Origin of the sequence: Mycolicibacterium boenickei (assembly GCF_010731295.1) — a bacterium.
In the GTDB taxonomy this organism is placed as follows: Bacteria; Actinomycetota; Actinomycetes; order Mycobacteriales; family Mycobacteriaceae; genus Mycobacterium; species Mycobacterium boenickei.
Genome location: NZ_AP022579.1, coordinates 449,389 through 474,611, shown reverse-complemented (window position 1 = coordinate 474,611; position 25,223 = coordinate 449,389). Strand labels below are relative to the sequence as shown.

At 65.5% G+C, this 25,223-nt stretch carries 5 protein-coding genes; 4 read left to right on the top strand and 1 reads right to left on the bottom strand.

What is annotated here, in order from left to right:
* Positions 1-49 precede the first annotated feature (49 nt).
* The gene (locus G6N57_RS02055) at positions 50-631 is read right to left on the bottom strand and encodes a TetR/AcrR family transcriptional regulator (protein ID WP_077738833.1); all 582 of its coding nucleotides are present in this window, start codon (positions 629-631) and stop codon (positions 50-52) included.
* Positions 632-726: 95 nt separating this feature from the next.
* Here G6N57_RS02055 and G6N57_RS02050 point away from each other — a divergent pair, with 95 nt between their 5' ends.
* The 4 genes from G6N57_RS02050 (at position 727) to G6N57_RS32280 (ending at position 25,218) form a co-directional block, all read left to right on the top strand.
* Positions 727-2,049 carry an oxygenase MpaB family protein gene (locus G6N57_RS02050; RefSeq protein ID WP_097926471.1) on the top strand — a complete coding sequence of 441 codons (1,323 nt, stop codon included), beginning with the start codon at positions 727-729 and terminating at the stop codon, positions 2,047-2,049.
* Between the two features lie 48 nt (positions 2,050-2,097).
* Positions 2,098-4,173 (top strand): RecQ family ATP-dependent DNA helicase, encoded by a 2,076-nt coding sequence (locus tag G6N57_RS02045; RefSeq protein WP_077738835.1) that lies wholly within the window; start codon positions 2,098-2,100, stop codon positions 4,171-4,173.
* 1,193 nt (positions 4,174-5,366) lie between these two features.
* The gene (locus G6N57_RS02040) at positions 5,367-5,597 is read left to right on the top strand and encodes an MbtH family protein (protein WP_077741656.1); all 231 of its coding nucleotides are present in this window, start codon (positions 5,367-5,369) and stop codon (positions 5,595-5,597) included.
* A gap of 43 nt (positions 5,598-5,640) precedes the next feature.
* Positions 5,641-25,218, top strand: a complete 19,578-nt coding sequence (locus G6N57_RS32280) for a non-ribosomal peptide synthetase (protein WP_407665959.1) — start codon at positions 5,641-5,643, stop codon at positions 25,216-25,218.
* Positions 25,219-25,223: the final 5 nt, after the last annotated feature.

The following is a 25,223-nucleotide window of genomic DNA, read 5'->3' as shown; positions in this document are numbered from 1 at the left end:
GATCGCCGCGTCGCCGCCCTCGGCGACGATGCCGAGTTGTCGCCCTGTGTCAGCTCGGCGATGGGCGGTGCACGGTGCGAGAGCTGAGCTGTAGTACGAACGTTCGTATCCGATCCGGGGAAGCGTTCTCGGGATCGCTGAGGCGCAACTGCAGTAGTTCGCGGCCGGCGGCATGCGCGACCCGGGCGGTGAGCTCGGGATCGCGTTGTCCCGGATTCGTGCGCAGCAGTTCGCGCTTCAGGAATTCGCGTACCACCGACTGGGCTTTGGTAAGCCGGGCATGCAGTTCCGGTGGGGCGCCCTCGGGCGGGAACAAGAACAGTCGCCAGGTGGCCGGATGGGCGTCGACGGCGGCGAGGATGCCGTCGAAGGCGCGGGCGAGTGGCGGGACGTCGGTGGAGTTTTCGAGCCCGGCGACCGCGGCGGTGAACTGCGTGCCCGCGCGCGCGGCTTCCCGGTCGATCAGCGCTACGAACACGCCTGCGGGATCACCGAACTGCTGATAGATCAGAGACCGGTTGATACCGGCCTCGGCGGCGATACGACTGGGCGTCGCGGCGTGGAATCCTTCGGCGTCGACGATCGCATGGGTGACATCGAGAATCTGCTCACGCCGGGCGTCGGCCGTCATTCGCCGCTTCCGGGTCTCCGTCGTCACGGTTGACAGTCTAACTAACACTTTGTGAGTATTGCTCACAAAGTGTTAGTTATCGAAGGCTGGTGATGGTGACGACGTACTTTCCTGAGCTCGCCCGGCGGGTTCGCAGCCAGGGTGAATCGCAGCCCGACCTCTACGGTGCCTTCGATTTCGACGTGCCGCCGTACCGGCTGGCGACGGAACTCGACGCGACGTCCGCACTGCCCAAGTGGGTCGGCGCCCGCGAACCTTTCCTGTCCGACGAGCGCACCGTCGAACTGATCCGCACGGCCACCATGCTCGGCGACGTCGCGGCAGATCCCTATGCAGCCTTGACCGCCACCCACAGCGTCACGCACCTCATCGACATGCTGGTCACGGCGTGTCGCGAGGGTGTCGATGCGGTGCCGGACGCGCCACCTGAACTAGGGACATTCATCGCGGCCATGGAGGCCACACCTGATTGGATCGACCCGGATCTGGTGCGCGACGGAGCCCGGCAGGCCCGCCTGCCCGCGGCCCTCGTGGCACCGTTCGTCACCCGCGGGGCGTTCGTGGCGACCTTCACCAACACCTACGCGGCGCTTCCGATGGCGCTTACCGGAGCGCTGTCGGGGCGTCGCGCAGCCAGGCGGGTCAACGAGACGGCCAGCTTCTTTGCGGTTACCACCCTGCCCGGTGCGCTCGACCGGTTCGGTCCAGGATTCCACGCTGCTGCGATGGTGCGCCTGATGCACTCGATGGTCCGCTACAACGCCCTCACGCGCTCCGGCAAGTGGGACGTCGAGACCTACGGGATGCCGGTGCCCCAGGTCGACCAGATGCCGGCCGGGCTGATCGGCCAGTACCTTCTGTCGCTGCGAGAGCGTCGCGAGGGGCGTACTGAGTTCACCGAAAGTGAGCGTGCGGTCGTCGAATTCGCTCGTTACCGGTGCTTTCTGCTCGGCCTGCCAGAGGAGCTCCTCCCCGCCGATCCCGGCGGCATCATCGACGTCATGCACGCGCGTGCGGCGCTGCTGCGCGCAGACTTCGACGATGCCACGTGTGGCGCACTCGTTCGCGCCACGATGGACGCCTACCTACGGCCGCGGGACACCTGGTTCGAGCGGATGGCCGACGCGGTGGAGAAGAGCTACAGCAAGGCATCGTTCATCCGCGCCTTCTGCAATGGAAATCGCTCCGCCGCCGAGGGGATGGGAGTCTCGTTCGGTCCGGCGGATGTCGTGCGCATCGCCGTCACGGCACCGTTCGTGATGGGTCGCTTCGTCGCCGTGAGCCGGGCCGCCCGCATGCCGGTATTGCGACGATTCGTCGATCGGTACCTCGTGCGGCTCGTCAAGCGTCGTCTCGTGACCTACGGAAAGCCTGAATTCACCACCGACGCAGCGCATTACACACCTGTCGGCGGCTGATCCGATCCAGGCGGCGGGCGTGTCGGAGTGGCGGGGCAGTATGGAGTCATGGCAACCCGTGAGCAGGCCCAGGCGATCCTCGAACAACTGGCCGGGCCCGCCGCGGTACTGCGCGACGACCAGTGGGCGGCCATCGAGGCCCTCGTGGTCCAGCGCCGCCGCGCGCTGGTGGTGCAACGCACCGGGTGGGGCAAATCCGCGGTCTACTTCATCGCGGCCAAGCTGCTGCGTGTTGCAGGCCGTGGGCCCACGGTCATCGTCTCCCCACTGCTGGCGCTGATGCGCAACCAGGTGGCCGCTGCCGAACGGGCCGGCGTTCGGGCCGCCACGATCAACTCGGGCAACGTCACCGAGTGGGACGCCATCCACCAGCAGGTGGCGGACGGACAACTCGACGTGCTGCTCGTCAGCCCCGAGCGGCTCAACAACCCCGACTTCCGCGACAACGTCCTACCGGCGCTGGCCGCCGATGCCGGTCTGGTGGTGGTCGACGAGGCGCACTGCGTTTCGGACTGGGGCCACGACTTCCGGCCCGACTACCGCCGCATTCGCACCTTGATCGGCGAATTGGGTTCGCAGGTACCCGTTCTCGCCACCACCGCGACGGCGAACGACCGCGTGGTCGGTGACGTCGCGGCCCAGCTGGGCGTCGGCGGTTCGGACACTCTGGTGCTGCGTGGCGGACTCGACCGCGAGTCGCTGCGACTTTCGGTCGTGCAGGTGGGCACCCCCGCGCAACGTGCCGCCTGGATCGCGGCGCACCTGGAGTCTCTGCCCGGCTCCGGCATCATCTACACGCTCACGGTGGCCCAGGCGCACGACGTGGCGGCATTACTGGCCGAGCAGGGGCACAAGGTCGCCGCCTACACCGGGTCCACCGACGCAGGCGAACGCGAACAACTGGAAGCCGATCTGCTCGACAACCGGGTCAAGGCGCTGGTGGCGACCTCCGCGCTGGGAATGGGCTTCGACAAACCCGACCTGGGATTCGTCGTGCATCTGGGCGCGCCGTCGTCCCCGATCGCCTATTACCAGCAGGTCGGGCGTGCTGGGCGTGCGACCGATAGTGCCGAGGTGATCCTGCTGCCCGGCACCGAGGATCAGGACGTCTGGCGGTACTTCGCGTCGGTGGCGTTCCCGTCGGAATCAATGGTGCGCAACGTCATCGGTGCGCTGGAAACCGACCGGGCGCAGTCCACACAGGCGCTGGAGCCGCTGGTGGATCTCAACCGGTCGCGGCTCGAGATGGTGCTCAAGGTGCTCGACGTGGACGGCGCGGTCCGCCGGGTGAAGGGCGGCTGGATCGGCACCGGTGTGCCCTGGAGCTACGACGAGGCCCGCTACCGGGCACTGGACGAGGCGCGGCGCCGGGAGCAGCAGGCGATGCTCGACTATCAGGCCACGGCCGGCTGCCGCATGGTGTTCCTGCGGGGTCAGCTCGACGACCCCGACCTGGTTGCGGGGGCGCAGTGCGGGCGGTGTGACAACTGCACCGGCCGGCGTTACGAGGCCGCCGTGGCGCAGGACATCGTCACCGACACCGCACAGCGGTTGTCCAGGCCCGGAGTCCTGGTGGCCCCACGCAAGCAGTGGCCGTCGGGACTGGCCGCCCTGGGGGTGCCGCTGTCGGGTCGGATATCCGAGGGCGCGGCGCCCGGCCGGGCGATCGGCAGATTGACCGATCTCGGCTGGGGAGCCCGGTTACGGCGCCTGCTGGCCGAGCCCGATGGCGAAGTGCCCGACGACGTCGTGACCGCGGCGGTCGAGGTGCTCAAGGCATGGGATTGGGATAGGCGGCCCGTGGCGGTGATGGGTCTGGACTCCCAGACACATCCGACGCTGATCTCATCGACCGTGCAGCGGTTGGCTCAGATCGGGCGCCTGACGAACCTGGGCACCCTCGCCTACGCGCCGCAGCACCGGCCCGTCACGGCCGCGAATTCGGCCTATCGAGTGGCGGCGTTGGACCGTGCCTGGGGCCGGCCGCAGCTCGATATCGACGGTCCGGTGCTGTTGGTCGACGACATGACGGACACGGGATGGACGCTGACGATGGCGACCCGGCAGCTGCGTGAGGCCGGAGTCCCAGAAGTCCTGCCGTTGGTGCTGGCATCCGTCAGCTGAGGATCCCGGCGAAGTCGGATCGTGGTCCGCGCCGAGCGAACTTCTCAAGGTTCGCCCCGAGTGCCGGACGGCCGATGAAAAATGACGCTGCCAGCAATTAAATGTTAGTTTTATTTCACTAGTCAACTAATAATGTTTACTGGTTCTGCAACTCGGCGCACTTATTGCGCGAACGGCCCTCGGTTCGACGCTGATGGGTGGCGTCCAAGATGCGGCGATGTAGATCAACTCGGTGACGCTCAGGTGCCGTCGATTCCGTGGCAATTGTTCGCTGGTGTTTGCAATCGAAAACTCTGAAAACCCTGATCTTGATAAAGGGGCTATGGATTGCGTGGCTAACTGTCGCTCACGCGTTCCGATCGTGATTCCCGGTGAGTAGCGATCTATGGTTGTCTCGCGCAGATTTTGCTGAAGCCTCACGATGAGTGCCGAACTAGCCATAACCGGTAGTTGGGCGCAGTCCGTGCCTTCGTTCTTTTGCGCTCCACTTCGCTGGATAGAACTACACATGTGTTATTGAATCGGTGGCGATCGCAGAGGCGCCGCCAATGCCGTGTGTGGCGCTGGCCCATCGGGCGTTCCGCACGTACGCCCGGGTCTGTTCCGGAATGACCGAGCTGCCGCGCAGCCCTCCGTGGAACAGCCGGACGGACGGTTCCCGAATACTGCGTCCTTGGTGTATTGCCGCTGGGAATCGCCTGGTTATTGCGTCCGAGAGGCCGCCAAGGCCATCAGGTGGGCGCGCCTCGGCAGGCGCTGCCGACTGCGACGCCTGGGAGGAATTCGGCCACGGATCGAGGCCGTCATCCGGAGTGAAGGCGTTTTGCGCCAGGGGTTGCGGAAGCCATTTGAGTCGAGGATGACGTTTCCGTCTCCGGTGGCTCGTGAAGGTCCCGGGCCGGGCGGGTTCCCGGGGTGTGGCGGTGAATGTTGAGAACTATTTGCTCACCACTGGCCGGCGGGTTGATGAAGAAGGTGAATACGCTCGGCGTAGCAACTGGAAATTCCCGGATCGCTAATTTCTGCACCCCCGTCAAGAAGATGTGGATATGCTGGCGCTCTGCAACTAGACACGTCATAGCTGGAGTGGGCCAAAGAAACAGACATGGTGAGAACAAGGTGCGGGGCTGGACGCCCGGTGTCGGTTTCTCCAGCGTTTTTTACTGGCCCACTCGACGATGGGGAGGACCAGGGTGAGCATCAATCCGTTTGACGACGACAACGGTCGTTTTCTTGTCCTTATCAACGATGAGGAGCAACACAGCCTGTGGCCGACCTTCGCCGATGTTCCGGCCGGCTGGAAGGTGGCGTACGGCGAAGCTGACCGAGCGGCGTGTCTCGACTACATCGAACAGAACTGGCCGGATATCCGGCCGAAGAGCCTGCGCGACAGGTTGGCGCAGAGCCAGGGGTCTGACAGCTGAAGGGCCGGGGGGCTAACAGAAGAATTCGCGGTGGGAGAGTCTGATGCAGCACGTTGAACAGGCGCTGCCGGTAACACGCGCACAGCTCGACATTTGGCTTGCGCAGGACGTCGCCCGCTCGGGTACGGAGTGGCAACTCGGGCTGTTCGTGAAGATCGTGGGTGAGGTAGACCGCGACGCCCTCGAATGGGCGATCTCTCGTGTGATCGGCGAGGCCGAACCGATGCGGGCCACGTTCTTCGAGTCGGACGGGCAGGTGCTCCAGACCGCGGTCGACTACCCGACAATCGCCCTGGATTTCCACGACTTGACCGGCGCCGCCGATCCTGAGCAGGAAGCTCGGGACATGGCGGCGGACATCGAACGTACGCCCCTGCCCCTGACGGGCCCACTGTTCAAATGCGCGCTCTTTCGGACCCGCGTTGACGAGCATTTCCTTCTTGCGTGCTGCCACCACATCGTTCTCGACGGAACCGGTATCGCGCTCGTCGGCTCCCGGCTGGCGTCGGTGTATTCAGCGCTCGTCACGGGCGCGCCGATACCGCCGGCGATCTTCGGTTCGCTGTCGGATCTGATCGCCTGTGAGTCCGAATACGAAGCGTCCGGTGACTACCGCGAGGACGAGGAGTACTGGAACCGACACCTTCCACCGGAAACCGATCGACAGCCGTGGTCCACCGAGAACACCGACGACGAACGGGTGCACTGGCCCACGGCCCCAGTGCAATTGGAATCCAGCTTGCTCCGCAGCCTCGACGGTCTGGCCCGGTCGAAAAACGTTCCTCGCTCGACGGTCGTCACCGCGGCGTGCGCACTCCTCGTGCGCGGATGGTGTGCTGACGGTTCCGATGTCGTACTCGACTTCCCCGTAAGTCGTCGGGTGCTGCCCGAGTCACGGACCCTCCCGGGGATGGTGGCCGGGGTCGTGCCGCTGGTGTTGACGGCTTCACCGGCAGCATCGGTGTCGGATTTCATCGAACACGTCGAGGCGCGCATACAAGAGGCCGTTCAGCATCAACGGTTCCCGGTCCACGCGCTTGAGCGCAAGGTCAATCCCCGGGCTGCGGGACAGATGGCCAATCGGGTGAGCGTGAACTTCCTTCCTTCGACATTCACGTTGGACTTCGGCGGTGCGCAGGCAACGGCATCGTTGACCAACGCAGGCGTGGTCGGGGGCTTCGGCCTGATCTTCTCCAGCGCTGGAGATGATCTGCTGTTCAGCACCATGGGGTCGGGTCAGCCGTTCTCCAATTTCGAGGTCTCCGACCTCGCGGCGCGGTTGGAGAGGGTGTTGGCTGCCATGGCAGCCGATCCGGATGGCTTGCTGTCGTCGATCGACGTGCTCGATGTTGCTGAGCAGATGCATCTGGATGAGCTGGGTCATCGGGCGGTGTTGGCTTCGCCGGTGTCTGAGGTGTCGATTCCGGAGGCGTTCGCGGCGCAGGTGGTTCGGGCTCCTGATGCGGTCGCGATCAGTTTTGATGGTCGGTCGTTGTCTTATCGGGAGTTGGATGAGGCGTCGAATCGGTTGGCGCGTTTGTTGGTTGCCGAGGGTGCCGGCCCTGGTAGCTGCGTGGGGTTGTTGACGGGGCGTTCGGCCGATGCGATTGTCGCGATCCTGGGGGTGCTCAAGTCGGGGGCGGCCTATCTGCCGATGGATCCGGTGGTGCCGGATGCGCGGGTCGAATTCATGCTGGCCGACGCGGCTCCGGTGGCGGTGCTGACGACGGCTGAGTTGAGCGGTCGGCTGGCTGATTGTGGTGTTCCCGTCATCGATGTGGCCGATCCTCGCATTGACGCCGAATCGAGTTCGGCGCTGCCGGGTCCGGCTCCAGATGATGTGGCGCACATCATTTACACCTCGGGGACGACGGGTGTGCCCAAAGGTGTTGCGGTGACTCATCAGAACGTGACCAGGTTGTTCGATGGGATGGACGTCGGTTTCGAGTTGGGCGCGCAGCAGGTGTGGGCGGCATGCTCGTCGTTGGCTTTCGACTACTCGGTGTGGGAGATGTGGGGCGCACTGCTCCACGGCGGGCGTCTGGTGGTGGTGCCGGAGCAGACCACCCGTTCGCCGGAGGATCTGCACGCCCTCCTCGCCGGTGAGCACGTCACGGTGCTGAGCCAAACACCCTCTGCTGTAGGGATGTTGTCGCCGGAGAAGTTGGGATCGGTGTCGGCGTTGATGGTGGCTGCCGAGCCGTGTCCGCAAGATGTGGTGGATCGGTGGGCTCCCGGTCGGGTGATGATCAATGGATACGGGCCGACGGAGACGACGGTGTACGCCACGATCAGCTCGCCCATGCAGACCGGCGCGAAGTCGGTGCCGATCGGTGTGCCGGTGCCGGGTGCGGCGTTGTTCGTTCTTGACCGGTGGTTGCGGGAAGTTCCGGCCGGTGTCGTGGGTGAGCTTTATGTGGCCGGCCGTGGTGTCGGGGTCGGTTATCTGGGCCGGGCAGGCCTGACCGGATCTCGTTTCGTCCCTTGCCCGTTCGGAGCACCCGGCACTCGGATGTATCGCACCGGCGACCTGGTGTCGTGGGGTCCGGACGGGCAATTGCGGTATGCGGGCCGCGCTGATGAGCAGGTCAAGATCCACGGGTACCGCATCGAACTCGGCGAAATCCAAACAGTGCTGGCAGATTTCGACGGCGTGCAGCAAGCGGCGGTGATCGTCCGCGAAGACCGCCCGGGTGACAAGCGTCTGGTCGGCTACATCACCGGCACCGCGGACCCGGCGCGAGTACGGACGGATCTGGCAGACCGGTTGCCCGCGTACATGGTTCCCGCTGCGGTCGTTGTGCTCGATTCGTTGCCGCTCACCGTCAACGGCAAGCTCGACAAGCGTGCATTACCCGCTCCCGAATACACGGGTGATCGGTATCGGGCACCGGCCACTGCCACCGAAGAAGCCCTGGCAGAGATCTTCGCCCAAGCCCTCGGCCTTGATCGGGTCGGGATCGACGACTCCTTCTTCGATCTCGGCGGTGACAGCATCATGGCGATGCGGGTCGTCGCCGCGGTGAACACGAGTTTGGACGCCGGGTTGGCGGTACGCACCTTGTTCGATGCGCCGACGGTGGCGGAGTTGGCGCCACATGTCGGCGAAGATTCGGACCGGCGTGCGCCGCTGGCGGCGGGCGAGCGCCCTCGCCTGATTCCGTTGTCCTACGCGCAACAGCGGCTGTGGTTCCTCAACCGATTCGAGGACGGGGCAGCGACCTACAACATGCCGATCGCGTTCCGGATCAACGGTGCTCTGGATCTCGGTGCACTCGATGCGGCTCTCGATGACGTGATCGCCCGCCACGAATCGCTGCGCACAGTGTTCCGCGTCGTCGACGGTGTGCCGTCACAGAAGGTGCTGCCCGCGCAGCCGGGGCTGTGGCGACGCGGCGGTCCGGCGATGGTGCAGGTGGTAGAAGACGAGCTGGCCGCCGAATTGACTGCCCTGGCGGGCTACACGTTCGACTTGGCCAGTGAGATCCCGATCCGGGCCCAGATCTATGCCGTGGGCCCCGAACAGTTCGTCCTCGGGATCGTCCTGCACCACATCGCCTTCGACGGTTGGTCGATGGCACCGATGGCCCGGGATGTGGGCGAGGCTTATCGGTCGCGCACCCTCGGTCAGGCGCCCGCCTGGTCACCGTTACCGGTGCAGTACGCCGATTACACGCTGTGGCAACAGGGCTGGCTGGGATCCGAGTCCGATCCCGACAGTGTGCTCGCCAGCCAGCTGACGTACTGGCGCCGCGAATTGGCTGACCTCCCCGAGGTGGTGTCGCTTCCTGCGGATCGGCCACGCCCGCCCGCGTCCAGCTATCGCGGCGATGCGGTGGACCTGCGCATCGATCCCGAAGCCTGGGCGGGCATCAAAGCCGTCGCCACCGCACACAACGCAACGGTGTCGATGGTCCTGCAGGCCGCGGTCGCCGTCGCGCTGCACCGAGCCGGCGTCGGCGACGACCTCGCACTGGGGACTCCGATCGCCGGTCGCAATGATCAGGCACTCGAGGATTTGGTCGGGTTCTTCGTCAACACCTGGGTGCTGCGGGTGGGCATCGATCCTGCGCTGCGGTTCAGCGAAGTGTTGGAACGGGTGCGGCAGAAGGCACTGGATGCGTATGCCAATCAGGATGTGCCGTTCGAGCTGTTGGTTGAGCGGCTCAATCCGACGCGATCCACGTCGCACCATCCGCTGTTCCAGGTGGCATTGGCCTTCCAGAACAACGTGCGCCCCGAGATTCAGCTGGACGGCCTTGACGTCGAGCCGGTCACTGCCGATATCCGTACCGCCCGGTTCGACCTCGAATTCGACCTGCGTGAAATGCCCAGCGGGGACGCGAGTGCGCTGTTCGATCTGAAGGCAGCGCCTGGCGAAGGCCGCGGAGCGCTCATGGCGGCCGGCACGGTCGCCTATGCCACAGATCTGTACGACCGATCCAGCGTCGAGCGGTTGGTGGGTTGGTTCGGCCGCGTGGTCGACGCTGTGGTTGCCGATTCGTCGGTGGTTGTGGGCGAGGTCGGCCTGCTGGATCACGATGAGCAGGATCTGGTGCTGCACAAGTGGTCTGGCGCCGAGGTGAGCGCGCTGGTGGGCTTGGCGCCGGACGCGTTGGCAGCAGCGGTTGCCGCTGATCCGGACGCCATCGCGGTAATCGATGGGAAGCGCGAGCTGTCCTACCGGGAGCTGGACGAGGTCTCGAACCGGTTGGCTCGGGCGTTGATCGAGGCGGGCGTGGGCACTGAGCGCGCCGTCGGGGTGGCGATGGGGCGCTGCGCCGAGTTGGTGGTCGCGTGGTGGGCGGTGCTCAAGGCCGGTGGAGTGTACGTACCGGTCGATCCGGCCTACCCGGCCGAGCGGATCGCCACCGTACTGGATACCGCCGAGGCTGTTTGCGTGCTCACGCGCGGCATGGGCGAGCTCGAAGGGACCGGCGGCCACCTCGTCATTCCGCTGGATGTGGTCGATCTGTCCGAACACAGCCCCGATCCCGTGACGGATTCGGATCGACTGGCGCCGTTGAGTGTTGACGATGCGGCGTACGTGATCTTCACTTCGGGTTCCACGGGTACGCCGAAGGGTGTGGCGATCACCCACGCCGGGGTACTGGGTGTGGCAGCCGCGCACCACGATCTGCTCGGCGTGGGTCCGCAATCCCGGGTGTTGATGGTGGCCGCGCCGACGTTCGATGCCTCGGTGTTCGAGTGGCTGTGGGCCGTTGCCGCGAGGGCGGCGCTGGTGGTGGCACCCCCGGATTCCTACGCCGGCGATGCCTTGGCCGAGGTTTTGTCGGGCCATCGCGTCGATGCGGCATTGATCACGCCGACCGTGTTGGCCACGCTGGACCCGGCTCAGATCGACGGGTTGGACACGTTGGTCACCGGTGGTGAGGCGTGCCCGGCGGAGTTGGTGGCCGCGTGGGCGCCCGGTCGGCGGATGTTCAACGCATACGGACCGACCGAGGTGACGATCTGGTCGACCTGGAGTGCGCTCTCGGCAGGGGAACCGGTGCGCATCGGCTCACCGGTTCCGGGGACCCACGCGCTCGTACTCGATGCGCGGCTGAATCCCGCTCCGGTCGGAGTCGTGGGTGAGCTGTACCTGGCCGGCCCAGCGGTGGCCCGGGGCTACGTCGGCCGGCCCGACCTGACGGCGGATCGGTTCGTGGCCAACCCCTTTGGCGCACCGGGGACGCGGCTGTATCGCACCGGCGACCTCGTGCGCTGGACCGCTACGGGTTGCCTGGAATACCTGGGGCGCGCCGATGCCCAGATCAAGCTGCGAGGGCAGCGACTGGAACTGGGCGAGATCGAGAACACCCTGCTTACCTGCCCGAAGGTCACACGCGCGGCCGCGGCCGTGCATCGGGGCAGCACCGGTGTCGATCACCTGGTCGGCTACATCGCCCTCGAGCAGACCAGCAGCACCGACCACGACGCCGACGTTGTCGACCAGTGGCAAGGCATCTACGACGAGCTCTATGACGCCGATCTCGACACGGTCGAGTTCGGCAACGATTTCCGGGGATGGAACAGCAGCTACACCGACGATCCGATCCCGCTCGAGGAGATGGAGGAGTGGCGTTCGACCACCGTGGACCGGATCCTCGCGCTGCGGCCGCAGCGGGTGCTCGAGCTCGGCGTGGGGTCGGGCCTGTTGCTGTCGCAGCTCGCTCCGAAGTGCGTGGAGTACTGGGGCACAGACTTTTCCGCACCGACCATCCAGAAACTGCAGTCGGCGGTGGTCGGCCACCCGTGGGGAGACCGGGTCCATCTGCTGACCCGACCGGCGCACATCACCGAAGAGCTACCGCAGAACCAGTTCGACATGGTGGTGATCAACTCGGTGGTCCAGTACTTCCCGAGCGCTGGGTACCTGGCCGAGGTCATCGACAAGGCAGTGGAACTCCTGGCGCCGGGTGGCACATTGTTCGTCGGCGATGTGCGCAACCACAGCCTGCAGGGCGCGTTCCAGACCGGTATCGCGCTGGCACGCAGCCGGAACGGCACCGATACTGACGAGATCCGCCAGCGGGTGCAACGCGCCATGCTGGGCGAGCCCGAGTTACTCCTCGCCCCGGAGTTCTTCACCACGTGGGCAGCGGACCACCCGTCGGTGGGCGGTATCGGCATCGAGGTCAAACGTGGTGAGGCGGACAATGAGCTGAGCCGGTACCGCTACGACGTCATCATCCACAAGGCGCCCACCCAGGTGTGCTCGCTGACCAGTGCCCCGAACTGGGCGTGGGCCGACTGCGCGGGCCTGAGCGGGCTGCATGCGGAGCTGACGGCGCGGCAACCTTCCACCGTGCGGGTCAGTGGCATTCCCCGCGCCGGGGTGATCACCGACGTGGTGACCGAACAAGCCTTGAGCGCTGGGCTTCCCATCGTGGAGGCGCTCGTTCACGCCGACACCACGGCCGCCGATGATGTCGTCACTCCCGAAATGGTGTACCGGGTCGGCGAGGCAGCCGGGTACCACGTCGCGGTGACCTGGGGCGCGGAACCAGGCACATTGGACGCCGTCTTCATCGCCATCGCCGACGGGCAGAGCCTGCCGGCGCTCACCGATCTCTACCAGCCCGCCACCGACTCTCGGCAGCGCGGCGGCTACGCCAACGACCCGCACACGAACTCGAAGGTCACCGCGGTCCGCCAATGGTTGGCCGATCGGCTGCCCGAGTACATGGTGCCGTCCCAGATCGTGGTCCTCGACGAGTTTCCGCTGACTTCGTCGGGCAAGATCGATCGCAAGGCCCTGCCTGAACCCACGTTTGTCGCCACCTCGTTCCGCGCACCTGAGACCGACATGGAAAAGATCGTCGCCGAGGTGTTCACCGAGGTCCTGGGACTCGGTAGGGCGGGGCTCGATGACGATTTCTTCGTCCTCGGCGGCGATTCGCTGATCGCCATCCGGGTCTGTGCGCGTCTGCAATCCGCCCTCGGCAGGGACGTGCCGGTGCGCTACCTGTTCGACGCGCCCACAGTCGGCGGGCTGGCCGACTATCTGAATCGGCACCAGGACGGCGTAGCCCGGCCTCCGTTGACTGCGCGGCATCGTCCGGCGATGGTGCCGTTGTCGTATGCCCAGCAACGGTTGTGGTTCTTGGAGCAGTTGCAGGGACCGTCGCCGATCTACAACATGGCGGTGGCGCTGCGGCTCAGTGGTCAGCTGGACGAAGAGGCATTGGGCGCTGCGCTGGCAGACGTCGTGGTCCGCCAGGAGAGCCTCCGCACCGTTTTCACCGCGGTCGACGGGATACCTCAGCAAGTGGTCCTCGGCGCTGAGCAAGCTGCTCTGGGATGGCGAATCGTCGACGCCGGCGGATGGCCCGCAGGGCGCCTCGAAGAGGCGATCGGTGAGACGGCCCGTCACAGTTTTGACCTCACGACTGAAATACCGATCAAGGCAACGCTTTTCCGTATCGACGAGAATGAGCACGTGCTGGCGGCAGTGGTCCACCATATCGCTGCCGACGGCTGGTCGGTGACCCCGCTGGTGGTCGATCTCGCGGCCGCGTACGCCAGTCGGTGTGCGGGGCAGCCGCCGGATTGGGACCCACTGCCGGTTCAGTACGCCGATTACACGCTGTGGCAGCAGGAGTGGTTGGGATCCATATCTGACCCCGACAGCGTCATCACCGGCCAGTTGAGCTACTGGGAGGGCGAGCTGGCGGGGTTGCCCGACCAGTTGGAGCTGCCGACCGATCGGCCGTATCCGCCCGTGGCCGACTACCAGGGCTCCAGTGTGACGGTGGATTGGCCTGCCGAATTGCAGCAACAGATCGCCCGCGTGGCCCGCGAACACGGTGCGACGAGCTTCATGGTGGTCCAAGCGGCGTTGGCGACGCTCATGGCGCAGCTGAGCGCGAGCACCGATGTGGCCGTCGGGATCGCGTCTGCCGGACGTGGGGAGCCCGCGCTGGATGAGCTGGTGGGCTTCTTCGTCAACACGTTGGTACTGAGGGTGGATCTGGCCGGCGACCCCACGGTTACCGACTTGTTGGACCAGGTGCGGCGGCGTAGTTTGGCGGCGTTCGAGCATCAGGATGTGCCGTTCGAGGTGCTGGTGGAGCGGCTCAACCCGACCCGCAGTCTCACACATCATCCGCTCGTGCAGGTCATGCTGACTTGGCAGAACCTGCCATGGCAGCAAAGCGACCCCACAGCCGCGCTGAAGTTGGGTGGAGTTGGAGTCACCCGGCTGGAAGCCGAAACGCAAACGGCCCGTATGGATTTGGTGTTCTCGCTCGCTGAACGCTTCAACGACGCGGGCATACCGGCCGGCATCGACGGGTCGGTCGAGTTCCGTACGGACGTGTTCGATGCGGCCACTATCGAGACTTTGATCGAGCGGTTGCAGCGGGTGCTGGTGGCGATGACGGCTGATCCGGCCCAGCGGTTGTCGTCGGTGGATGTGCTTGATGCGGCTGATAGTGCGCGGCTGGATGAGCTGGGTCATCGGGTGGTGTTGACCCGGTCGGTGGTGGAGTCGTCGATTCCGGAATTGTTCGCGGCGCAGGTGGGTCGGGCTCCTGATGCGGTGGCGGTCAGTTTTGATGGTCGGTCGTTGTCGTATCGGGAATTGGATGAGGCGTCGAATCGTTTGGCGCAGTTGCTGGTCGCACAAGGAGCAGGCCCGGGCACCAGTGTCGGTCTGATGATGAGCCGTTGCGCCGATGCGATCGTCGCGATCTTGGGCATACTGAAGTCGGGTTCGGCATATCTGCCGATCGATCCTGTTGTCCCTGACACGCGCGTCGCGTTCATGCTCGGAGATGCCGAGCCGATCGCGGTGATCACCACGGCTGACCTCGCCGAGCGAGTGCGCGGCTGCGGTGTGCCCGTGATCGACATCGAGGATCCTCGGATTGACTCTCAACCCGGCACTCCTCTGGCGGACGGCCCGGCCTCTGATGATGTGGCGCACATTATCTATACGTCGGGGACGACGGGTGTGCCCAAAGGTGTTGTCGTTACGCATCAGAACGTGACGCGGTTGTTCGACGGCATGGATGTTGGTGTTGAGTTCGGGCCGGCGCAGGTGTGGGCGGCGTGTTCGTCGTTGGCGTTCGATTATTCGGTGTGGGAGATCTGGGGCGCGCTGCTGTTTGGTGGTCGTTTGGTGGTGGTGCCCGAGCAGACGACCCGTTCGCCGCGGGATCTGGAGGCGCTGCTTGTCGGCGAGGGTGTGACGGTGTTGAGTCAGACCCCTTCTGCGGTGGGTGTTTTGGATCCGGAGAAGCTGGGGTCGGTGTCGTCGTTGATGGTGGCCGCGGAGGCGTGCCCGCCGGATGTGGTGGATCGGTGGGCGCCGGGTCGGGTGATGATCAATGGTTACGGGCCGACCGAAACCACGGTGTATGCCACGATCAGTGAGCCGTTGCGGGCGGGTTCGTCGGTGGTTCCGATTGGTGTGCCGGTGCCCGGTGCGGGGTTGTTCGTGCTTGATCGGTCGCTTCGTCTGGTGCCCCCGGGGGTGGTGGGGGAGTTGTATGTGGCCGGCCGTGGTGTCGGTGCCGGGTATCTGGGTCGTCCTGGTCTGACCGGGTCGCGGTTTGTGGCGTGCCCGTTTGGGACTCCTGGGATGCGGATGTATCGCACCGGGGATTTGGTGTCGTGGGGTCCGGATGGGCAGTTGCGGTATGCCGGTCGTGCTGATGATCAGGTCAAGATTCGTGGCTACCGCATCGAACTCGGGGAAATCCAAGCGGCGTTGGCTGGTGTGGAGGGTGTGCAGCAGGCGGCGGTGATCGTCCGTGAGGATCAGCCGGGGGACAAGCGTCTGGTCGGCTACCTCACCGGCACCGCGGAGCCGTCGGAGGTTCGGGCGCAGCTCTCGCAGCGGTTGCCGTCGTATATGGTGCCCGCCGCGGTTGTTGTGCTCGATTCGTTGCCGTTGACGGTCAACGGCAAGCTCGACACACGTGCTTTGCCGGCACCCGATTACGCCGATACCGATCATTACCGGGCTCCGAGTACGGCGACCGAGGAGATCCTCGCGGGCATCTACGCCCAGGTCCTGGGTCTGGACCGCGTTGGTGTCGATGATTCCTTCTTCGACCTGGGCGGCGACTCCCTGTCAGCGATGCGGCTACTCGCCGCCGTCAACTCCAGCTTTGACGCTGAGGTGGCCGTCCGGACCTTGTTCGACGCACCCACGATTGCCCAACTCGCGCCGCGCATAAACGTAGGTTCAGGCGGGCGTCCGCGGTTGGTCCCGCAGCATCGCCCCGCCGTCATCCCGCTGTCGTATGCCCAGCAGCGGCTGTGGTTCTTGGAGCAGCTACAGGGCCCTTCGGCGATCTACAACATGGCGGTCGCGTTGCGCTTGGACGGAAGCCTGAACGCCGACGCGTTGGGACAGTCCTTGGCTGACGTCGTGGGCCGCCACGAGAGTCTTCGCACCATGTTCGGGGCGGTCGACGGGGTTCCGCAGCAAATGATCGTGCCGGTCGGGCAAGCAGAGCTGGGTTGGCAGGTCGTCGACGCGACCGGATGGTCGGCGGATCGGCTGGAGGAGGCCGCCGGAGCAGTCGCGCGGCACTCATTTGACCTCACCGCCGAAATCCCCTTGCGTGCAACGCTGTTCCGCGTTGATGAAGATAGACATGTGCTGGTCGCAGTGGTCCATCACATCGCTGCCGACGGCTGGTCGATCACTCCGTTCGTCGCTGATCTGGGATCGGCTTATGGGAGTCGCTGCGCGGGCCAACCCCCCAATTGGTCGCCGCTGCCGGTCCAGTACGCCGATTACACCTTGTGGCAACAGGGGTGGCTGGGGTCTGAATCCGATCCGGACAGTGTCATCGCCACGCAGCTGGCCTACTGGGAACAGGCGCTGGAGGGTCTGCCGGAACGTCTGGAGCTGCCGACTGATCGGACGTATCCGCCCGTGGCCGACTACCAGGGTTCGAGTGTGGTGGTGGATTGGTCCGTCGAGTTGCAGCAGCAGGTGGCCCGCGTGGCCCGCGAGCACAACGCGACCAGTTTCATGGTCGTCCAGGCCGCGCTGGCGGCGCTGCTCGCACAGCTGAGCGCCAGTTCCGATGTGGCGGTGGGAATTGCAACCGCCGGACGCAGCGACCCCAGCCTTGACGAACTGGTGGGGTTCTTCGTCAACACCGTGGTCCTACGGCTCGACCTGGCGGGGGACCCCACGGTTTCCGATCTGTTGGACCAGGTACGGCAACGGGGGCTGGCTGCGCTCGACCATCAGGATGTACCGTTCGAGCTGCTGGTGGAGCGGCTCAACCCGACCCGCAGTCTCACCCATCATCCGCTCGTCCAGGTCATGGTGTCCTGGCAGAACTTCGCTACCGAACAGGCGTCCAGCTTAGATCTGGGCGAAGTCCAGGCCACGCCGCTCGATGCGGAGACCCGAACCGCCCGTATGGATTTGGTGTTCTCCCTCGCTGAGCGTTTCGGCGAGGCCGGCGCCCCGGCCGGCATCGGCGGCGTGGTCGAGTTCCGTACGGATGTGTTCGATGCGGCCACTATCGAGACTTTGATCGAGCGGTTGCAGCGGGTGCTGGTGGCGATGACGGCTGATCCGGCCCGGCGGTTGTCGTCGGTGGATGTGCTTGATGCGGCTGATAGTGCGCGGCTGGATGAGCTGGGTCATCGGGTGGTGTTGACCCGGTCGGTGGTGGAGTCGTCGATTCCGGAATTGTTCGCGGCGCAAGTAGAGCGTGCTCAGGGCGCGACGGCAGTCAGTTTCGAGGGCCGGTCGATGACCTACCGCGAGCTTGATGAAGCGTCGAACCGACTGGCGCACCTGTTGATGGATCAGGGCGCGGGTCCGGGCGAGTGTGTGGCCTTGTTGCTTGAGCGCTCGGCGCAGGCCATCGTCGCGATCTTGGCGGTGCTCAAGTCGGGGGCGGCGTACCTGCCGATCGATCCGGGGCATCCCGACTCCCGCATCGAGTTCATGCTGGCTGATGCCATGCCGGTCGTGGCCGTCACGATGGGTGACCTGGCCGACCGGTTGGGCGGATGTGGCGTACCGGTGGTCGAGGTCGACGATCCTCGTATCGATGCCCAGTCCAGCTCGGCGTTGCCGGTGCCGGCGCCGGATGATGTGGCGCACATTATCTATACGTCGGGGACGACGGGTGTGCCCAAAGGTGTTGTCGTTACGCATCAGAACGTGACGCGGTTGTTCGACGGCATGGATGTTGGTGTTGAGTTCGGGCCGGCGCAGGTGTGGGCGGCGTGTTCGTCGTTGGCGTTCGATTATTCGGTGTGGGAGATCTGGGGCGCGCTGCTGTTTGGTGGTCGTTTGGTGGTGGTGCCCGAGCAGACGACCCGTTCGCCGCGGGATCTGGAGGCGCTGCTTGTCGGCGAGGGTGTGACGGTGTTGAGTCAGACCCCTTCTGCGGTGGGTGTTTTGGATCCGGAGAAGCTGGGGTCGGTGTCGTCGTTGATGGTGGCCGCGGAGGCGTGCCCGCCGGATGTGGTGGATCGGTGGGCGCCGGGTCGGGTGATGATCAATGGTTACGGGCCGACCGAAACCACGGTGTATGCCACGATCAGTGAGCCGTTGCGGGCGGGTTCGTCGGTGGTTCCGATTGGTGTGCCGGTGCCCGGTGCGGGGTTGTTCGTGCTTGATCGGTCGCTTCGTCTGGTGCCCCCGGGGGTGGTGGGGGAGTTGTATGTGGCCGGCCGTGGTGTCGGTGCCGGGTATCTGGGTCGTCCTGGTCTGACCGGGTCGCGGTTTGTGGCGTGCCCGTTTGGGACTCCTGGGATGCGGATGTATCGCACCGGGGATTTGGTGTCGTGGGGTCCGGATGGGCAGTTGCGGTATGCCGGTCGTGCTGATGATCAGGTCAAGATTCGTGGCTACCGCATCGAACTCGGGGAAATCCAAGCGGCGTTGGCTGGTGTGGAGGGTGTGCAGCAGGCGGCGGTGATCGTCCGTGAGGATCAGCCGGGGGACAAGCGTCTGGTCGGCTACCTCACCGGCACCGCGGAGCCGTCGGAGGTTCGGGCGCAGCTCTCGCAGCGGTTGCCGTCGTATATGGTGCCCGCCGCGGTTGTTGTGCTCGATTCGTTGCCGTTGACGGTCAACGGCAAGCTCGACACACGTGCTTTGCCGGCACCCGATTACGCCGATACCGATCATTACCGGGCTCCGAGTACGGCGACCGAGGAGATCCTCGCGGGCATCTACGCCCAGGTCCTGGGTCTGGACCGCGTTGGTGTCGATGATTCCTTCTTCGACCTGGGCGGCGACTCCCTGTCAGCGATGCGGCTACTCGCCGCCGTCAACAGCCACCTCGACGTCGACCTTGCAGTGCGGACCTTGTTCGACGCACCGACCGTCGCCCAACTCGCGTTGCGCATCATTTCGGGCACGAGCGAACGCCGACCCCTGGTCCCACAGCAGCGCCCGGCCGTCATCCCGCTGTCGTATGCCCAGCAGCGGCTGTGGTTCCTCAACCGGTTCGAGGGCGGGGTCGCGACTTACAACATGCCGATCGCATTCCGGATCAACGGAGCAGTGGACCTCGATGCACTCGGGGCGGCGCTTGATGATGTGATCGACCGTCACGAATCGCTGCGCACGGTGTTCCCCGATGTCGACGGTGTGCCCTCGCAGAAGGTGCTTGCTGCGGAGCCGGGGCTGTGGCGGCGCGGCGGTCCCACCCTGGTACGGGTCGCCGAGGACCAAAAAGACGCTGTCATGGCCGAATTGGTGGCGTTGGCGGGATACCGGTTCGATCTGGCGACCGAGATCCCGATTCGGGCCCAGATCTATGAAGTGGGGCCCGAACAGTACGTGCTCGGAATTGTTCTGCACCACATCGCTTTCGACGGCTGGTCGATGGCGCCGATGGTCAAGGATGTCGGGATCGCCTACGCAGCTCGCTGCGCCGGGCAGACCCCGGACTGGTCCCCGTTGCCGGTGCAGTACGCCGACTACTCGCTGTGGCAGCGGGAACATCTGGGAGATCTGGACGATCCGGGTAGCCGCATCGCCGAGCAGCTGTCCTACTGGCGGAAAGAGCTGGCGGGTCTGCCTGAGGTGGTATCGCTACCCACCGACCGTCCTCGCCCACCTGTGCCCAGCTACCGCGGTGACGGGGTCGAGCTACGTATCGATCCCGAATCCTGGGCCGGGATCAAAGCGGTTGCCGCAGAACACAACGTCACCACGTCTATGGTGCTGCAGGCCGTGATGTCCGTCGTGCTGCACCGGGCCGGCGTCGGTGAGGACATCGCGCTGGGGACGCCGATCGCCGGACGCAACGATCAGGCTCTGCAGGAGCTGGTCGGCTTCTTCGTCAACACCTGGGTACTGCGGGTCGGATTGAACTCTCAGCAGCGGTTCAGCGATGTGCTCGACCAGGTACGGCAGAAGGCGCTGGACGGATACACCAATCAGGACGTGCCCTTCGAGTTGCTGGTGGAGCAACTCAACCCGGCACGGTCCACCTCGCATCATCCGTTGTTCCAGGTTGCGTTGGTCTTCCAGAACAACGTGCGTCCCGAGGTGGCATTGGAGGGTGCCGGCATCGAGCCGATGTCGATGGTCACGCGCACTGCCAAGTTCGATCTCGATGTGGACATCAGGGAGGTCCCCGACGAACGCTCGGGTGCCCCGATGGCCGCCGGTGTGCTGACATACGCCACCGACTTGTTCGACCGGTCCACGATCGAGCACCTGGTGGGTTGGTTCGGTCGCGTGGTCGAGGCTGTGGTGGCCGACTCGTCGGTGGTGGTGGGCGAGGTCGGTCTGCTAGGCGACGACGAACGCAATCTGGTGTTGCAGAGGTGGTCTGGTGCCGGCGTCGATGCACGGGTCGGGTTGGCTCCGGAGTTGTTGGCTGCGGCGGTGGCTGCGCAACCTGACGGGTTGGCAGTGCTGGATGGCCCGCGGCAATTCACCTACCGGGAGCTCGATGAGGCCTCCAACCGGTTGGCACGAGTTCTGATCGAAGCGGGGGTCGGCCCCGAACGCGCCGTCGGCGTGGCGATCAGCCGATCCGTCGAGTTGGTGATCGCGTGGTGGGCGGTGCTCAAGGCCGGCGGGGTATACGTGCCCGTGGACCGGACCCACCCGGCCGACCGGATCTCCACGGTGCTGGACACCGTCGAGGCGGCGTGTGTGCTCACTCGAGGTGCTGACCCGGTGGCCGGCGCCGGGACACGGCCGGTCCTGGACACCGAGGCACTGGACCTTTCGAGACGCTCCGCGGAACCGATCACCGACGAGGACCGGTTGGCTCCATTGACCACCGACGACGCTGCGTACGCGATCTTCACGTCGGGATCGACGGGCACACCGAAGGGCGTGGCGATCAGCCATGCCGGTCTGCTCGGTGTGGCTGCGGCTACGCGTGAGTTGTTGGGCGTGGGTGCCGGCGCGCGCGTGCTGATGGTCGCCGCGCCGACATTCGATGCCTCGGTCTTCGAGTGGTTGTGGGCGACAGCCTCCCAGGCGGCGTTGGTGGTGGCATCACCGGATTCCTATGCGGGTGACGCGCTGACGGCGGTGATTGAAGATCAGCAGGTCGAGGCGGCGATCATCACCCCGACCGTGGTGGCGACGCTCGACCGAAGCCGGCTGGGCGGATTGACGACGTTGGCCACGGGCGGTGAGGCGTGTCCGGCGGAGTTGGCGGCCGCGTGGGCGCCTGGGCGTCGAATGTTCAATTTGTACGGACCGACCGAGGTGACGATCTGGGCTACCTGGAGTGCGGTGGCGGCCGGGGAGCCCGTGCGGATCGGAGCCCCGGTCCCGGGGACGCGTGCGTTGGTGTTGGACGGGCGGCTGAACCCGGTTCCGGTTGGGGTGGTGGGCGAGTTGTACCTGACGGGTCCGGTGTTGGCTCGTGGCTATGTGGGCCGGTCCGATCTGACGGCAGATCGCTTCGTGGCCAACCCCTTTGGGGCTCCGGGCACGCGGCTGTACCGCACCGGCGATCTGGTGCGCTGGAACGAGACGGGCAGCCTGGAGTACCTCGGCCGGGCCGATGCCCAGGTGAAGCTGCGTGGGCAGCGCCTGGAGCTGGGCGAGATCGAGAACACGCTGCTGGCGTGCCCGCAAGTCAACCGCGCTGCTGCCGCGGTCTACCACGACGACACCGCCGACCACCTGGTCGCGTATGTCGCTCTGGAGCGGGCCAGCAATGCCGACCACGACGCGGAAGTCGTGGACCAGTGGCAAACCGTCTACGACGAGCTCTATGACGCTGACCTCGAGGTGTCGGATTTCGGTAGTGATTTCCGCGGCTGGAACAGCAGCTACACCTCGGACCCGATTCCACTCGAGCAGATGGAGGAATGGCGCTCGGGTGCTGTGGATCGGATTCTGGCACTCCGACCGCAGCGGGTACTCGAGCTCGGCGTCGGTTCGGGTCTTGTCCTCTCCCAGGTTGCCCCGAAGTGCGTGGAGTACTGGGGCACGGACTTCTCAGCGCCGACCATCCGGACGCTGGAGTCAGCGGTGGCCGGACAACCGTGGGGCGACCGGATCCGCTTGCGGGTACAGCCGGCGGATGTCGTCGACGGGCTGCCGGACGGATACTTCGACACGATCATCATCAACTCGGTCATTCAGTACTTCCCGAACGCGGCGTATCTCACCGAGGTCATGGACCAGGCCGTAACTCTGTTGGCCCCCGGCGGAACGTTGTTCGTCGGCGATGTGCGCAACCACAGCCTGCAGGGTGCCTTCCAGACCGGTATTGCGTTGGTGCGCAGCGGATCCGACGCAGATACCGACGAGATCCGCCAACGCGTGCAACGAGCGATCATCGGCGAGCCTGAGCTGCTGCTGGCCCCTGAGTTCTTCACCACGTGGGCGGCCGACCACCCGTCGGTTGGCGGCATCGGCATCCAGGTCAAGCGCGGTGAAGCCGACAACGAGCTGACCCGTTACCGCTACGACGTCGCTGTTCACAAATCAGCGGCCGGAATCCGGTCGCTCGCAGGCGCACCCGTCTGGAATTGGTCTGATTGCGCAGGCCTCGCCGGACTGCGGGCCGAGTTGACAGCTCAGCGGCCGTCGACCGTGCGAGTCAGTGCGATTCCGCGCGCGGGTGTGATCGCCGACGTGATCACCGAACAGGCCCTTGCCGATGGACAGCCGTTGGCCGACGCGTTGGCAGAGGCTGCGGCCCCGTCCGCCAATGGAGTTACGCCCGAGCTCCTGTACCGGCTCGGCGAAGCCGCCGGATATCTTGTTGCGGTCACGTGGGGGCCTCAGCCGGGCACGCTCGACGCGCTGTTCGTCGACGGCGCCGACCACGCTGAGGTCCCGGTGTTGACCGATCTATACCTGTCACAGGGGGGATCACAGGAGCGCAGCGCCTACGCCAATGACCCTGACACCAACAGCAAGGTCAGCGAAGTCCGCCAGTGGCTGGCCGGGCGCCTGCCGGAATACATGGTGCCGAGCCAGATCGTGGTGCTCGAAGAATTCCCGTTGACCTCCTCGGGCAAGATCGACCGGAAAGCCCTGCCCGAGCCGGTGTTCACGGCCGCCACCTTCCGGCCACCCCAGACGCCGACGGAAAAGACCGTCGCCGAGGTGTTCGCCGAGGTACTCGGGCTCGATCGGGTCGGACTCGACGACGACTTCTTCGCCCTGGGTGGGGATTCGTTGATCGCCATCCGGGTCAGCGCGCGCCTTCAGTCCGCCTTGGGGAAGGACGTCCCGGTCCGTTATCTGTTCGATGCGCCCACCGTCGGACGACTGGCGGTCTGCCTGGACCGCCAGCAGGCCGACGCGGTACGCCCGCCACTGCAGGTGATGCCGCGACCACAGACCATCCCGTTGTCCTATGCCCAGCAGCGGTTGTGGTTCTTCGATCAATTGAACGGCCCCTCACCGGTTTACAACCTGGCGGTGGGATTGCGCCTGACCGGTGACCTCGATCCCGTTGCGCTCGGGCAGGCGTTGGGTGATGTGGTGGGTCGTCACGAGAGCCTGCGCACGATGTTCACCCTGGCCGGTGAGGTGCCCCAGCAATTGGTCGTGTCGGCCGAGAACGCCCGGATGCAATGGCAGGTGGTCGATGCAGTCGGCTGGCCGGCGGACCGGCTGGTCGAGGCCGCCAGCGCCGTCGCGCGCCATCCGTTCGACCTGTCCGCCGAATTGCCTTTGAAGGCAACACTGTTCCGTGTCGCACCGGACGAGCATGTGCTCGTGGCGGTGGTACACCACATCGCTGCCGACGGCTGGTCGGTCACCCCCTTGGTGGCGGATCTCGGCGCCGCGTACGCCAGTCGGTGTGCTGGCCAGATGCCTGATTGGTCACCGTTGCCGGTGCAGTACGCGGATTACACGTTGTGGCAACGCTCGTATCTGGGTGACCTGGCCGATCCCGACAGTCGGATATCCGGGCAGCTGGCGTACTGGGAGCAGGCGTTAGCCGGGATGCCGGAGCGGCTGGAGTTGCCGACAGATCGGCCATACCCGCCGGTGGCGGACTACGAGGGTGGCAGTTTGGCGGTGGAGTGGCCTGTTGAGCTTCAGCAGCGGATCGCCCGGGTGGCTCGTGAACAGAATGCCACCAGTTTCATGGTGGTGCAGGCGGGGTTGGCGCTGCTGCTGTCGAAGCTCAGTGCGAGTCCAGATGTGGCGGTGGGAATTTCAATTGCCGGCCGCAATGATCCGGCACTCGACAGGTTGGTCGGGTTCTTCGTCAACACGCTGGTGCTGCGCGTCGACTTCTCCGGCGATCCGACTATCGGTGAACTGTTGGAGCAGGTGCGGCAGCGTGGTTTGGCGGCCTTCGAGCATCAGGACGTCCCGTTCGAAGTTGTGGTGGATCGAGTCAACCCGACTCGCAGCCTGACCCATCACCCGCTGGTGCAGGTGATGCTGTCCTGGCAGAACCTGGAATGGCAGCACACCGCGGATGTCGCCGGTGGCCTGGCGCTGGGAGACGTGCAGGTTACTCCGCTACCTGCTCAGACCCACACCGCCCGTACTGATCTGACCTTCGCGCTAGGTGAACGCTGGACAGAGACCGGCGAGCCCGCCGGGATTGGAGGAACCGTGGAGTTTCGCACCGACGTCTATGACGAGGCCACTGTCATGCGGTTGACCGATCGGTTGCGAAAGGTGTTGATGGCGATGACGGCTGAGGTAGAGGCGGCGTCGTGACAGCC